13 protein-coding genes and 1 pseudogene are annotated in these 12,270 nt (G+C 42.1%); 6 read left to right on the forward strand and 8 right to left on the reverse strand.

Translation table 11 applies throughout. From position 1 onward, the window contains the following. Positions 1-75: 75 nt before the first annotated feature. The 5 genes and pseudogenes from SJI19_RS16610 to SJI19_RS16625 all read right to left on the reverse strand — a co-directional run bounded on the left by SJI19_RS16610 (position 76) and on the right by SJI19_RS16625 (position 3,491). On the reverse strand, positions 76-798 hold the full coding sequence (locus tag SJI19_RS16610; protein ID WP_323479388.1) for a site-specific integrase: 723 nt from the start codon (positions 796-798) through the stop codon (positions 76-78). A 165-nt stretch (positions 799-963) separates the two neighbouring features. Further along, positions 964-1,266 (reverse strand): annotated as a pseudogene (locus tag SJI19_RS24885) (site-specific integrase); the annotation flags it as partial. Between the two features lie 234 nt (positions 1,267-1,500). Further along, positions 1,501-1,920 carry a hypothetical protein gene (locus SJI19_RS16615; RefSeq protein ID WP_323479389.1) on the reverse strand — a complete coding sequence of 140 codons (420 nt, stop codon included), beginning with the start codon at positions 1,918-1,920 and terminating at the stop codon, positions 1,501-1,503. 367 nt (positions 1,921-2,287) lie between these two features. After that, positions 2,288-2,719 carry a hypothetical protein gene (locus SJI19_RS16620; protein ID WP_323479390.1) on the reverse strand — a complete coding sequence of 144 codons (432 nt, stop codon included), beginning with the start codon at positions 2,717-2,719 and terminating at the stop codon, positions 2,288-2,290. A gap of 25 nt (positions 2,720-2,744) precedes the next feature. Beyond that, a complete protein-coding gene (locus SJI19_RS16625) occupies positions 2,745-3,491 on the reverse strand; it encodes a hypothetical protein (protein ID WP_323479391.1) in 747 nt (248 codons plus the stop codon). 684 nt (positions 3,492-4,175) lie between these two features. On the opposite strand from SJI19_RS16625, the gene SJI19_RS16630 reads away from it, so the two are divergent. Together SJI19_RS16630 and SJI19_RS16635 are read left to right on the forward strand one after the other, a co-directional pair. Further along, positions 4,176-4,784, forward strand: a complete 609-nt coding sequence (locus tag SJI19_RS16630) for a DUF6012 family protein (protein WP_323479392.1) — start codon at positions 4,176-4,178, stop codon at positions 4,782-4,784. A gap of 151 nt (positions 4,785-4,935) precedes the next feature. Beyond that, entirely contained in the window at positions 4,936-6,198 is a 1,263-nt protein-coding gene (locus tag SJI19_RS16635) for an AAA family ATPase (RefSeq protein WP_323479393.1), read from the forward strand. A 73-nt stretch (positions 6,199-6,271) separates the two neighbouring features. Here the strand turns inward: SJI19_RS16635 and dnaB are convergent, their stop codons facing one another. After that, on the reverse strand, positions 6,272-7,678 hold the full coding sequence (dnaB, locus tag SJI19_RS16640; protein WP_323479394.1) for a replicative DNA helicase: 1,407 nt from the start codon (positions 7,676-7,678) through the stop codon (positions 6,272-6,274). 128 nt (positions 7,679-7,806) lie between these two features. On the opposite strand from dnaB, the gene SJI19_RS16645 reads away from it, so the two are divergent. The 4 genes from SJI19_RS16645 to SJI19_RS16660 all read left to right on the forward strand — a co-directional run bounded on the left by SJI19_RS16645 (position 7,807) and on the right by SJI19_RS16660 (position 10,071). Beyond that, entirely contained in the window at positions 7,807-8,481 is a 675-nt protein-coding gene (locus tag SJI19_RS16645; protein ID WP_323479395.1) for a hypothetical protein, read from the forward strand. After that, complete coding sequence (locus SJI19_RS16650; protein ID WP_323479396.1) at positions 8,465-8,905, forward strand: DciA family protein; 441 nt, start codon at positions 8,465-8,467, stop codon at positions 8,903-8,905. The genes SJI19_RS16645 and SJI19_RS16650 overlap by 17 nt, the downstream gene beginning before the upstream one ends. 11 nt (positions 8,906-8,916) lie before the next feature. Then, entirely contained in the window at positions 8,917-9,267 is a 351-nt protein-coding gene (locus SJI19_RS16655; RefSeq protein WP_323479397.1) for a hypothetical protein, read from the forward strand. A 513-nt stretch (positions 9,268-9,780) separates the two neighbouring features. Then, positions 9,781-10,071, forward strand: coding sequence for a helix-turn-helix transcriptional regulator (locus SJI19_RS16660; RefSeq protein ID WP_323479398.1), 291 nt, complete (start codon positions 9,781-9,783; stop codon positions 10,069-10,071). Between the two features lie 88 nt (positions 10,072-10,159). Here SJI19_RS16660 and SJI19_RS16665 read toward each other — a convergent pair whose 3' ends face one another. Next, the gene (locus tag SJI19_RS16665) at positions 10,160-11,842 is read right to left on the reverse strand and encodes a DEAD/DEAH box helicase (protein WP_323479399.1); all 1,683 of its coding nucleotides are present in this window, start codon (positions 11,840-11,842) and stop codon (positions 10,160-10,162) included. Then, a complete protein-coding gene (locus SJI19_RS16670; protein ID WP_323479400.1) occupies positions 11,839-12,213 on the reverse strand; it encodes a hypothetical protein in 375 nt (124 codons plus the stop codon). Before SJI19_RS16670 ends, SJI19_RS16665 begins: the two co-directional genes overlap by 4 nt. Positions 12,214-12,270: the final 57 nt, after the last annotated feature.

Consider the following 12,270-nt stretch of genomic DNA (forward strand, 5'->3'; position numbering starts at 1 on the left):
TGTTCGAAATATTGACTGGGGAAAAAATCCTAACGCATCATTTTGTAGATAGCAATAATTCACTGCTTAATCAGATTAATCCGTATGTTGATTCAAGGCGGCTAATTTTTCAGCGTCTTCTTTTCTGTGCTTACTGGATGTTTTGGCATAAATCCGTGTTGTCTGAATACTGGAGTGGCCAAGTTCATCGCTGGTACTGTGAAGGCTGGCTCCTGCCATAAGGCGATGAGTAGCGTTGGTATGTCTTAACCAGTGAGTAGTCATGTTTCGTATCTGCTCCCGGATGTGTGGGTCATCACACCTGGAAACCAGAAATTTTGATATTTCCCTAATCAGACCGGACAACAAGCGGGTCGATAGATGTCCTTTACGCCCCGATTGCACGGAGCGGAGCAATGGTGATTCCTCTCCTGGTGAAGGGTAGTCGGTAATCAGACCTATAAACCTTCTGTACCTGACCAGCTCCTGCATCAGGACGCTGTTAAGCGTTATATATCGTGCTTTGTTACCTTTCCCCACTACGTGTAGTGACCAGACACCATCGCTCTTTTTAATGTTGGCCATAGCTGCGTAAGCGGCATCTTCAGCTCGCATCCCTGTATGGTAAAGTAGAGCAAATACCCAGCGGTATCGTACTGCATTACGAAGCAGGCTGTTATCGCCAGATGAGGCACATTGAAGCTCATAGTTCACTAGCTTACCCCAGCTCCATTGCCATGTAGCAAGATCTAGATATCGTTGCTGTGTCGTTTCTTTGATAACGCTCCGCTCAGCCGTAAGGATGGGGGGATTTGTCATAGCGTAACCCGCATCCTGTAGATAGCGGTACAGGTTAATAAGCACGCGTCTGGTATATGCGATGGAACTTTCAGAGAGGCCTTCTGGCTTAAGCAGCCTGGTCGTGAATGATTGGTCATCCCGGTGCCTGGATTTAGGCTCATGCCATGAGAGTGGAGGGCGACGGAGTAACTTGAAATACGACTCTATATCTTCAACTTTAACTGAGGTAAGCGACAAGTTCTGTGTAATGAGCCAGGTCATAAACCGGCGCAATTCTTTCTGGTATGCCCGATATGTGTGTTCGGACTTCCCGGAACGAGAAACCAGCCAGGTCATTGCGGCATCGAGGTCGTTAGTTGCAGAAATCGCGATGTGTGGGCTACCAGGTGCGGAGCTGGACACAATACCCTGACGAAATTGAGCCATTAAAGCAGGGAGCTTTTCCAATTTAGACCTCGTATCAAATCTCGACTGATACGATACCATAACGGATCTGTGTACCAACCCTTTAGCAAAAAAGAACTTTTATTCGGCATTGACCTGGACGCGCACCGGCAACCCCGCGTCATAACACACTTGATACCAGGTGGCCACTTGTAGCGCTGGTAAGCTGGACAGGGCAGCTGTACCGAAGTGATGAATTGATCCCTGCTGGCCGTCTTGGCGGCCAGTGATCTGTTGTGTCGTGACAGCGGCTCACCTTGTCACGATTATTCTCTATTATCTGTCGGAAAACTTCATATAGCCGCATTTTATTAAATAGGGTTCAACTGAATAATACGCCCAGAGTGCAGCTAACGTAGGGAGAAAATTTTCTCCCTTCTTAATATACATATCAACAAGCGCTGATTGTTTGTCTTTTACCAGCACGTCATTGGCCAACGCCTGGCGCATAGCGTCTTGAACGTTATCGGGTGCCGATTTATATATTTGGGACGCGAATACATTTTGTGTCAGCGCTATAGACAGCTCATTATAATTTTTACCATCCCCTTCAAACTGCATTACCGCATCTGCGGCCGCCTGGGTTAATGGCAGCGCAGTGGAGTGACAGTAGTGTTGGACATCAGTCAACTCGCTATTTTCAGATGCCGTCACGCTAAACGCGAGAAAAATTAAGGATGAAAAAAATGCCTTCATAATCGCCTCATTTGTTTACATTAGATTGTGGATCATCGGCAGGATAGTCAGTTTCATGAGGGAAAATTTTGTTCTCAATGGACACTCTGTGCTGATCACCCTCTGTTTCCCCTGTTGTGCAAAATCCCCGTTGCTGTTAATGTCAGCGGCTTAAGACACTACATGCCGTGTTTCCAGGGCTTCTAGCCCGCGCACGCGGCGCGGCAGCGTTTTTTCTTCGGAATTATGCTGTATAGCATAAAATATCTGAAACGATGATCGGTCAACTAATGATTATTGTTAATGCCGGAAAGGGCAGTTAGCACAGGTTTTTTCATTTTAAAAAATTTGTTTTATGGACTTGGCCATAATGTAGTTTCCACTTGTTTTATCGGCAATTCCTCAAATTGTTCTCATAAAGCTGTACATGCCAAAGCTGTTTAACCCTCGCAGCCTCTTCGTGATTATCAAAATGAGCCAGGGGATAGATGTCTTTGCCATACTTGCCAAACACAACGTAAGCATAGGGTTCTGTGGTCGTTAATTGACCGTCTTGATTGATAGATGAGATATAGAATGCATCATAATCTGCATTGGCACCCAAAGGGAGGTCATGAATTACGCCGCGAAGTGGACGCACGATCTCTTCGGTTGATGCACGGCAAATATTTTCTAAACTTTCTGGGAATAACGAGCATAACTCCCGCACTTCTATTTCTGAATAAGGGCGCTGGCTCATCTCAGACAGTAACCATAATGCACCTTGCTGGAATGCCTCATTTTGAGAAATGGCGAAATTTATATCAAAGATAATGCACATTTTGACCTCGTTGTGGGTAAGTGGCCTAGTTAGTAACTCTGTTCATGACGTTATAATCGAAATATGAAATTTTATTTAATTTATATAATTCAGCGTGATTGATAACAGTGTCTGCTAATTCTTTTTTTTCTTTGCAGTTAATATGGTTTCGTAAGTGTTTGGTATTCACTTCGGCACTTAGAGAAGAAAAGGCTAACGATTGAGGAAGGCTAACATGCGGTTCTCTCAGATTAAGAACATAATAATGCTCATCTGCATCAGGGTTTGCTGCCGGTTGAAGCTGTTCAACAGGAAAGTGTTCCAGATACTCCTTTGTAATGTTAAAGCAACCTGATTGTAGGATGCCCTTTTTCATTAAGGAGTAATAAGCGATCTCAATCTCTTCCTCAATCCCACATACATCGAGTACAGTCTGAGTGAACACAGCCGCACTCAGCGGTGAGAAAGAATATGCAGAATCAACCCTATCCGGCGTATAGAAACTTAGCTGGAGTCCTTCTCCACGCTTGTCATGCACATATGAGCCAATAAAATTGAAACCCAATGCATACTTAATCAGGTTAACGTCACGGAATTCAGTGAATCTACCGTTTTCTGTTATTATCGACGAAAATATTTGTGTAGACAGTGATTTTTTCCGTGAAGACAGCTCAGCAAGCATATTGGGAGCATAAGCCACACGTTTAATCATTTTTAACGCATAACGAGCACTGTTGGCCTGCATAATAGAGCAGGGGATAAACCAGGTTGCCCCAAAATATGAACTTTGCATTGGTCTGTCCTGACGGGAAGTTATCTGTAGCTGGAAATATAATCCAGCGACAAAGTCTTGTCAATGAAAAATGTATACTCATTAGATATACTTTTAGTTATGTCAATAGGTAGCGCCTCTTTTAAAAGATATACTCATTGAGTATACTGGCGGAGTTGTTCTTTATAGGAGAGTAAACCCTTGTCTGACACATTGATCTACGAACGAGAGTTGTTGCCATGGGGAAACGTAAATGGTTTGCGTATACCGAAAGCAGCCTGGATGAAAGCTGGGCTTGAACCTCTCAAACCGCTCGTCATCGACGTAAGCGCCGAGGGGGTGTTTATTCGATCTACAACCAAACCTCAATGGGAAGGCACTGTTGTCACACATTTAGGTAGGCTTACGCGTTGGGGCAATTCTTATGGGGTTCAGTTGACAGGCGTAGCCAGGCTAGTACCCGCTTTCTTGCCAGGGGAGTTTCTTAAGATCTATGCGTCAGAGTACGGACTTTTAGTAAAAAAAGTCGTTAGTAAAGTTAAGCCATCTGCATAAGAATTATTTTATAAATAATTAATAAAGGTCAGGTTATGGATCTTTATTAAATTAGTCAAATTCCTTGTTAATTGCATAAATCTCACCTTTTAGTATCGCTCTTATTTGTTTATATTGTGTAGCACACAGTATTAATATTAGGTTATGTCTATGTACTATCATATCGTTCCACGACTCATAAATGCTTTAAAAAATAGATGTAAGCTAATAAGCATCGAAGTTCCAGAATTCAGTTTCTCACTCCCAGCTGACGATATCAGCACGGTTAGACCTTTTCCTAATAAAAATTTCTTTGTGGGCATGAAAAAAGGTCGGAAAGCTAAGGTCGGACTACTAATCGAATCCCCAGTGGAACATAAATCATTTACAGTTATATCCAAATGGTATGTAGAGAATGTCGGAACCATTACCCATACAATCACTACGTATGTTTCTGATTTCAAATACGACATGGTTTCACAAGATACGATGCTGTGTGTTGGTTATGGCGGTGGTGATCCAGAAATCTGGGGCTATCGAGTTCACCCCGATTATGAAGGGGCTGCACCGGGTGTCATCGACCCAACGGCTGAGACAATTCGAGGTCGTGAAAGAGACCTTAGTCATGATGTATGGACGCCTTATCCATGGGGCAACTTCCTTAATAGCAGAGAAGAAGCATATTTGGCTGTTACAATACCATCAGCAAGGCTTAAAAATGAATACGGTATTTCTTTTTTTGAAAACATGCCTCAACTTGAAAGTGCTCATAAAATCTAAATATGACTAATTCGACATTTTTGATAAAAAATCCTTAATTTTTACTCGCTGACATAAGATTGCTGAGCAATTATTATAAATAATGCACCATTCTTAATAGTATAATCTAATTCTCATAAGTTAAAGTTGAATAGTACTGGCGGATTATTTAATGGGTAAACTAACTCTGGTAGAGCAAGTATTGCAGCTTCATAAAGAATACTATGGTGAAAATAATTTCGGCACTGTAGTAAAAGATTATGATTATTATCCTAAAGTTGCCGAAATAGTCATTAATCGTAAAAACAAAAAAATATATTCTAATCTTGATGTTGAGCCGATTAAGTCGAGTGTCGTCCACACAGGTAGCAGCCCTGTTATGACAAAAACAGGCAGAATTAAAAAACTAATGTTCAAAGATGGTTCTGGAGCATATCGAGTCCATCTAGGACAAAATGAAGTAGTACACATTATTCGTTTTATTCTTAACTCCAAAGTCAGAATGGAATATGCTGTAGGTACAGCAAAGAGCATGTCCATGCTTCATAATTTATGTGAGGCTGGTAGAGCGAAGCTTAACCGTAACTTACCTCGTAAGGGGATTTGGAAACTCGGAAATTATGAAGGTGTTTTTTATCATGGCAAGGCGAGAAAAGATGAAATAGAAAATGCTGCACGTTTTGCTGTTCACCCAAAATTTCAGGAATTAGAGCGAGATTTCAATCAATTCTTTTCTGATATTGAATTTTACACCCGCTATGGTCAGTCAGGAATGCGTAAGGTACTTTTTACTGGCCCTCCAGGAACAGGGAAAACTACTATTGCGAAAGCTTTAGGTGCTAAATATCAAGATAAATATGTATTCGTATATGCTGATGATTATTTCAAAGAGGTATGTTATGCAGCTTCGCACAAAAAAATACCTGTTATCATCATTGCAGAAGAAGTTGATGAACTTTATCGTGCAGATGCTGGTACGTTGAGTTTTCTTGATGGGGCTGATTCCCCGAGAAATGTAGCCGGTACATATATAATTTTTTCAACAAATTATCCAAAGCGTATTGATCCCAGGATCAGAAAGCGCCCTGGTCGTATTGATCGGGTGATTTCTGTGGGAGCATTTAGAACTAAGGATGCTGCGAATTGCGCTCAAATGTATTTACCAGATGATGTCCTTCTTGATTCCAAGGAACTAGGTGCGGCATTGGATAGAACTACTCCAGCGGAAATTAAAGAAATAATCAACATTGGTATAGGGATGATTCGAGGCACAAAAACAGACCTGTCTGTTGATATAATAAAAAAAGCGCGAGCTTTTCTTAAAGGTACTCTTGATATTAGCGCAATGGAAGCTGATGAGGATATAGATGAGCGAGAGAGTATTTATAAAAATAATGGGCCTCGCCCAGACTATGAAAGCTATCTTGACGACTAACCTTTTATTAATAGATGTACAATAAAGGCCAAATACTGGATCGTATTAAAAAAGCCCTAAATAAGGGCTTTCCTTAATAATCGTTCTGGTTGAACTGATAACCTGCCAGATTATCAAAACGTGAATGCGCCCCGTTGAATAGCAATCTTACTCGGCCAATTGGCCCGTTACGTTGTTTTCCAATAATTATCTCTGCTGCGCCTTTATCTTCACTGTCATCGTTATAAACTTCGTCGCGGTAGATGAACATGATCACATCCGCGTCCTGCTCAATTGAGCCTGACTCACGTAGGTCAGAGTTAACAGGGCGTTTATCGGCGCGTTGTTCAAGCAAGCGATTGAGCTGTGACAAAGCAACAACAGGGACGTTTAGCTCCTTTGCTAGCTCCTTTAATGCACGCGATATCTCTGAAATTTCCTGAGTCCTGTTACCGGCATGTTCAGGCACTCTCATCAGTTGCAAGTAATCAACCATAATTAGGCTAAGCCCACCGTGTTCACGGTGTAGGCGTCTCGCACGGGATCTAACTTGCGTCGGTGTGAGTCCGCCTTCATCATCAATATGGATATTGTTTTTTTCAGCAAGGATTCCAACGGTGCTTGCTAGCCTTCCCCAATCCTCATCATCAAGCACGCCAGTGCGAATTTTGGTTAGATCTACTCTGGACTGAGAAGCGAGCATTTTCATGGTCAGCTGTTCCGTAGGCATTTCAAGGCTAAATATCATTACAGGCTTGTCATTTTCCATCGCAGCGTTTTCGCATATATTCATTGCAAACGTTGTCTTTCCCATTGAAGGGCGAGCAGCGATAATGATAAGGTCTCCTGGCTGAAGTCCGGATGTCTTTGCATTGATGTCTGCAAAGCCTGTATCTATGCCTGTGACGCCGTTGTGGGGCTTACTGATAAGCTCTTCTATTCTGTTGATCGTAGCGGTCAGTGCGGTACTTATGTCTACCGTGGTTTTATGAGAATTGGCCCGGTTTTCTGCAATCTGATAAATTTCTTTTTCAGCGTAATCAATAAGCTCATCACTGCTTTTCCCTTGGGTATTCATTCCTGCATCTACGATACGATTACCGGCGGCGATCATTCCTCTTACCACTGCGCGTTCACGCACAATATTTGCGTATGTTAAGCAGTTGGCTGTACTAGGCGTGTTTTTAGATAGTTCCGCGAGGTAGGCAAATCCTCCGACAAGCTCTAACTGTTCTTTTTGTTCAAGCGAATCCGATAGGGTCAGCAAATCTATGGGGCTTGATTTTCTAACCAAGGCACCCATTGCGGCCAGGATAATGCGATGGCCCCTGTTAAAATAATCGTCTTCAGAAACTATTTCAGCAACGGAATCCCACAGCTCGTTATCCAACATCAAAGCCCCTAATACAGCTTGTTCAGCTTCAAGGCTGTATGGTACAGACTTGAGTTGTTGAACAAGCTGTTTGGTCAGAGTATTCGGATCGTTGTGGGATTCGCTCATTTTGCTGCATCCTTTGAAGTATTGTTTTATTGCTTTAGTATATCATAACGATAGCTCAACTTGATACGCAACCTGTTTTTCTGATAAAATTTATCACAACTTGATTCTGGTGCATTTGCAGGTTTTAGATGGAAAGGAAAAATTTTACAGTAGGGCTATTTGATTTCTACCCGACAGACGGCCATGAGAACACCGCTGAGGCTTTTTACTGTGGGCGCTATGTCACAACCGTCAACTTAACGCAGCCAGACCGGATACGGGACGATGAGTATTGCGCGTTACGCGAATGCTTTATTTCCCAGGTCAAATCTGTACTGGTTCGGTCTCAGTATCAACTTATTGATTCTAATGCTAATCTCCTCGCACATTTCGCCGCTCATCGCTTTGTGTCATCAGATATGAACCTGACAGATGAAAGTAGGCCAGAGTCCTATAATTTACTTGTTGATGGCCAACTGATCGGGCCAATCTCCATACAGGCTTTTGCAAGGCTAGATGCTCTCTTTCGTGAGCAGAACAATGGTTTCATCACTAGCCTGCTTCCGTCAGACACTCTGACCAGAAATGCTGATAAGTGGCGCTCACCCACACGGTTTGAGATAATGCACGTATCTGGGATGCATAGCCTCACCGGCATCACACACGATAATGCTGCAAACATTGCAGGAATAACTCCCAGCAGTTATCGTAAATATGTTGCGTCAGAAACAGCAAAAAACCGGGCAACTATCAGCTTTGCAACCTGGCATTTTTTGCTGATTCGTTTAGGGATCACCGGAGCCTACGATGACTATTCAGCGTAAACCGACATGTTCTGCCTTCGAGCAGATTGATAATGAGTCTACTCTGGGAAGGCTTAAACGACGTGCTTTAGCCCTTAATAAACTGACCGCTGAAATGAAATCATACCTGCCACGTTCGACCAGAAACTTTACGCGCGTAGCTAACTACAATGGTGGAAATCTCGTGCTTGAAACAGCATCTAACAAGGCCAAACTTGATATTTCAATGCATCGCGATGAATTGCTCAAAAAAATGAAAGTATCGCTGCCAAAAGTAATTAAGATCACTGTAATTGTTAACCCTAATCTTCATAAGAAAAACGTTCAGTCAGTGGGGAAAGGCCTCTCTTCTCAAACCGCTGAAATGCTGATTTCAATCTCAGGTATAGTGAAGCCAGAATTGCGCGAAGCACTGCTTAAACTCGCCAACGTAAGTAACAAATAAATAGGATTAATATGGTGTTAAGAAAATATAGTGAGCGATTAGCTGAGTTTGACATGCTAACCAAACGGCTACTACTTTCTTTTCGCTCTCAAGACGATCAGGAGATAATTGCTAATATTCATTGTCTTTCCGGCTTAAAACTTTCTTTCTCCTATATTGAATCAGACTTGTTCTTTCACTATTTCAGCTGTTGTGGATACCTTAAAAAACCCGATTTCATTGTCTTTGCTTTGTTAATTCAGAATGGAGTGACTATTTCTGGAGAGGCGAGGGCACTGTTTAGTAAATTATATCTTGAAAATAAATCTTTCATGGATATTAATGATGATGTTTTTCAGATAACAAAAGTCATCAATAGATGAGTCCAATACTCGTCATTTTTTTGCCAATACCCCCTCAAGTTGTGTTTATCACACGTCAAATCAGTATGTCATGAAATGCTGATATCAGTACAAATAGGGTCGTTTTTCTATCACCGCTCTCAATCCCAAGGTCATTGAAGGGGTATCCTTGAATTGGATTTCATGTAGTAATTCTTATTGTTAGCATTAATAATAGTATATTTAATAACCTATTGGGGATTCATTCGCATAAAAAAAGGCCATTGTGAGTCGCGAATAGAAGAAACTTGCTCATGTTCAATATTTTCAAACAAAACCCTTCCAACATTTTGCTATAAGTTCTGTCAATTGAGAATGTTTCACGTCTTAAGAGATAGTGGTCAGCACATCAAAAAGTGTTGGCGTTTAACCAAAAACCTGCCAAAGAACGCTTTGATGGCTGGAAAGGTAGGTTTTGAACCTAATAAACGTCATTACATTACCGATACTCAAACGGTGAAGGTCTTTGTGCAGGCATATTTTTAAAGACCTTATGTGACACCAACTATGATCGGTAGACGGTTGAAAGCTGCTAGAAAGCTGAAAAAAATATCACAGGAAAGATTGGGACTTGAAGCAGGAATGGATGTCTCTACGGCCCGGTCGCGGATATCTCAGTATGAGAATGACTCAGTAAAACCTCCATTCGAATTAGTTTGTAAATTTGCTGATGTTCTAGGTTTTCCTGACAGTTATTTTTATACCAGAGATAATGAGTTCGCAGAGCAAATTTTAGATATTTATAAAAATAAATATGAGAAAAAACAGATTGGCAAAAAAAAATAAAAATAATGAGATGAGCGCCCGGCAATGCGTATGTTTAGTCGAGCGTTCTAAAAAATAAATGATTTAATTTTAACTTATTCTTTAAAAGTTAAACATTTTTTATTCGTTGCACTTTAGATAGATAATTTTCAGCTAGTCGTTTAATGCCACCACTGTCTGTTTCCAGCTTTTCAAAAAGATTGCTGTTTGGGTCGCGAACCCCCTGTATCTGACTGCGTTTAATACCAAGTATGTCAGCGATTACAGGATCAGACCCACTATCAGCAACCGTAAAATAGGCTGCTATGCTTTTGTCTTGTCCATCTCTTGCTAGTCGCCCTATGCACTGTTCGTGTACTCCTGGCGACCAGTCAAGCTCGCCAAAAACAGCAGTACGACACCTTGGATGGTACTGAAGGCCATCTAGTCCAGCGCCAGCGCGCAGCGAAATGATTATCACCTCACTCTCTTCATTCAGAAAGGATTGTTTGGCTTGTTCCTTCCTTGCCGGTGATTCTGAACCGGTATACATCACCGGTTTGTGTTTAGCTAATCGCTCAAGCCATATGTTGTAGACTTCTCGGTGCCAACCGTACAAGACTACAGACTCACCGCTTTCAACCAGTAGGCTTACAAACTCTGCGACATATACCGCTTTGGCGATCCCCGTTGCCTGGCGCATCATCACGTTGAATTCTTCTGTCGCACGCATCTTCTGCCCACGGAAAGCTTCATTGGCGCTCAAGATGATTTTTGCTAACTCAACTGCACTACCTGTAATCTGATCAAGGATCGTGGCATCACTCTCCACAGGGAGCACAATCGGTTCTACCGGCGGTAGCTCACGATTTACTTCCGCTCGCGTGCGACGAAGCATCAAGCCTTCCGACCTCAAATATGCGCCGAAGGCTTTCGGATCTTTAATTTTCTTTTCCCCCGTACACCATTCGCGCTGAAATTCGTCGCGTGAGCCTAGGCATCCAGGCCGAAGCACATCGAGCACGTTAAAAAATTCCGCGCCCATGTTGTAGATTGGTGTGGCTGAAAGTCCAAGGCGTAAGTCAGCACCACTCGCAACATGCCTGGCGGCATGATACTTCTGGGATTCTTCGCCAGTGCGTAACTCCTGAATTTCATCAAAGACAACATATCGAATGAAGTGCTTGAGGATTTCAGCCCAACCCCGGAGTTTAGAGTAACTGCAAAAGATGACATCTGGCATTGGTTCGCCGGGTTTAGCAAGAGGGTAGGGTGTGCCTTTTTTGATAATGTGCGGTCGGTGATTAGGCAGAAATTTTGCCAGTTGAGCCTCCATTTGACGGGGAAGGTTAGGCAGAGTGACAAACAGAGCAGGGAGATTCTCTGGTAAACACATTGCCAAAAAGCTGGTCAGCGTTTTCCCTAAGCCAACATCATCTGCAAGCAGTAAACCTTTAACCGTGAGAAGCATTTCGCTGCCGGTTTTTTGATAGTTCCGTGCAGGCTGAGCAAGTTCGAAATCACGTAATGAACAGTTGTTATCTAGTATTGCGAGAATACTTTTTCCCAGGAATACGTGATCGTTTGCTCGCTGCTTCAAATAGTCAATATCTTCGATATCCATCGGATAACGTTCCATAAACCATAGCAAATCTCGGCAATTTTCGATGTTATCGCTGATAGTTATCGTGTCTGAAGCATACTGCGTGACCTGAGGAAATACCCGGCGCATACGATTACGAACGTTAGGCTCGCACTGAATGAACCATTGATTTTGTTCCCGAGTAATTTTACCAACTAATTTCGTGCTCATCTCAATAGGCTCCCAATGCAACGATGACTCCATACGGGTTTATTATTTAAAGATAGAGGTAATTGATTTATAAAATAAGGCGTCCCAGCGACTAATACCCCAAATATTTCATTATGGTTGAGATAGCGATTTATCTGACGTAAAAGCGCATTTTTAGTTCCTCCTGTTTTTATTTCAAGTGCAACTTTCCCACAGTCAAGCTCAAGGACGAAGTCAGGCTTATCTTTTGCGGACAGACGTACCTCGCGGGAAAATCTAACATCTTTTGAAATAAGCAATTTTTCAATAGCATCTTGTAATTCAATCTCATCAGTAAAGTTAAAACAGTACGCGTTGAATAGCGCTTCAATTTGAGTAATGTTTAAGGTCATTTTTATTCTGCCTTTAACAGATAAAATTAGCTCAGGAAGTGAATACATTCATAGATA

Origin of the sequence: Acerihabitans sp. TG2 (assembly GCF_035013185.1) — a bacterium.
Taxonomy (GTDB): Bacteria; Pseudomonadota; Gammaproteobacteria; order Enterobacterales; family Enterobacteriaceae; genus Acerihabitans.

What these genes read in the sequence shown, in the direction of transcription:
- SJI19_RS16630 (WP_323479392.1), top strand. Translation starts at nt 4,176, where the DNA reads ATGTACTATCATATCGTTCCACGACTCATAAATGCTTTAAAAAATAGA.
- SJI19_RS16650 (WP_323479396.1), top strand. Translation starts at nt 8,465, where the DNA reads ATGACTATTCAGCGTAAACCGACATGTTCTGCCTTCGAGCAGATTGAT.
- SJI19_RS16615 (WP_323479389.1), bottom strand. Translation starts at nt 1,920, where the DNA reads ATGAAGGCATTTTTTTCATCCTTAATTTTTCTCGCGTTTAGCGTGACG.
- dnaB (WP_323479394.1), bottom strand. Translation starts at nt 7,678, where the DNA reads ATGAGCGAATCCCACAACGATCCGAATACTCTGACCAAACAGCTTGTT.
- SJI19_RS16645 (WP_323479395.1), top strand. Translation starts at nt 7,807, where the DNA reads ATGGAAAGGAAAAATTTTACAGTAGGGCTATTTGATTTCTACCCGACA.
- SJI19_RS16670 (WP_323479400.1), bottom strand. Translation starts at nt 12,213, where the DNA reads ATGACCTTAAACATTACTCAAATTGAAGCGCTATTCAACGCGTACTGT.
- SJI19_RS16665 (WP_323479399.1), bottom strand. Translation starts at nt 11,842, where the DNA reads ATGAGCACGAAATTAGTTGGTAAAATTACTCGGGAACAAAATCAATGG.
- SJI19_RS16620 (WP_323479390.1), bottom strand. Translation starts at nt 2,719, where the DNA reads ATGTGCATTATCTTTGATATAAATTTCGCCATTTCTCAAAATGAGGCA.
- SJI19_RS16655 (WP_323479397.1), top strand. Translation starts at nt 8,917, where the DNA reads ATGGTGTTAAGAAAATATAGTGAGCGATTAGCTGAGTTTGACATGCTA.
- SJI19_RS16610 (WP_323479388.1), bottom strand. Translation starts at nt 798, where the DNA reads ATGACAAATCCCCCCATCCTTACGGCTGAGCGGAGCGTTATCAAAGAA.
- SJI19_RS16635 (WP_323479393.1), top strand. Translation starts at nt 4,936, where the DNA reads ATGGGTAAACTAACTCTGGTAGAGCAAGTATTGCAGCTTCATAAAGAA.
- SJI19_RS16625 (WP_323479391.1), bottom strand. Translation starts at nt 3,491, where the DNA reads ATGCAAAGTTCATATTTTGGGGCAACCTGGTTTATCCCCTGCTCTATT.